1 protein-coding gene is annotated in these 1117 nt (G+C 43.4%); it reads left to right on the top strand.

Annotated elements, in window-relative coordinates:
- Positions 1-1117, top strand: a 1117-nt coding sequence (locus tag AAW00_RS15210) for a protein rep (RefSeq protein ID WP_162199444.1), incomplete at both ends; no start/stop codon positions are given.

Raw genomic sequence — 1117 nt, 5'->3', positions numbered from 1 at the left:
CAGCACATTTTTAGAACCGCAAACAATCGGGTTTACAGGGGGCTTGCAGCAGCCACCAGAAGCTAAAAAAGGTCGCCTTGGTAGTATTACGGAATCTGCGGCCGCTAATCCCTCACAAGTTGATAGCGAAGCTCCTAGAAGCCTTACGGATTCAGGCGTTGAGCGTTATAAACTCCTCGACCTAGCAGGTCAGATTCACGGTAAAAATCATCGAGTTTCTTCATGTCAGAAAGTGCCTTCTTATGGCGTTCAGCAAGGTGCTATGGATCGAGGTATTTCAAAAAATGAAAATGGCCGTGCTCATTTTCACGGTGTTGGCTCATGTGGTGATGTTTGGGTTTGCCCTCATTGCGCCCCAAGGATTGCTGAGGGTAGAAGAAAAGAGCTTTTGAAAGCGATGGGAGAAGCTCGCCGCCGTGGTTGGAAAGCTTTGTTGGTAACAAGAACTTTTAAGCATGGCCGTGAAGATGGTTTAAAAGAAACCATTAAGCGGATGCAGAAAGCCACCAGCCAGATGAAGTCATGCAGGGCTTATAAGAAAATGATTGCAGAGTTTAATTTACAAGGTCATATCAGAGCTTTGGAGGTTACTCATAGTTGGGCTAACGGTTGGCATCCTCACCACCACGAAATACTTTTTGTTGATAACGAAAACCTTTCTGACAAAGACATAAAAGAGTTTGAGAAAAACTCTTATGAGATTTGGAAGAAGTACGCTGAAAAAAATGGGCTTGGAACGCCAAGCCGTGAACACGGCTTAAGAGTCGATTACCGAAAAGGCACGGGAGATAGTGACGCTGTTGGTTATTATGTTTCAAAATTTGGTTTTGAAATGACTTATAGCCACAGTAAGCAAGGTAAACAAGGTTCAAGAACGCCGTGGAATATCCTGCTAGATATTTACGGAAACCAAAACGGTGAGAAATACCTTAAATGGTCGCCTGATGTTGAGCTTCTTAAAGAGTTTGGTAAAGCTATGAAAGGCCGTGCTCAACTGTTTTGGTCGAGAGGTCTTAAAGAGCTTCTTAACGTTAATGATGAATCTGATGAAGAAATTGCTGATAAGCCTATGAAGCACCACGTAAGAAGCTTATCGGACAAAGAGTGGAACGCTATT

The organism is Aurantiacibacter luteus, assembly GCF_001010945.1.
GTDB lineage: Bacteria > Pseudomonadota > Alphaproteobacteria > Sphingomonadales > Sphingomonadaceae > Alteraurantiacibacter > Alteraurantiacibacter luteus.
The sequence above is the reverse complement of the archived record's forward strand: the minus strand, read 5'-3'. Positions and strand labels throughout refer to the sequence as shown.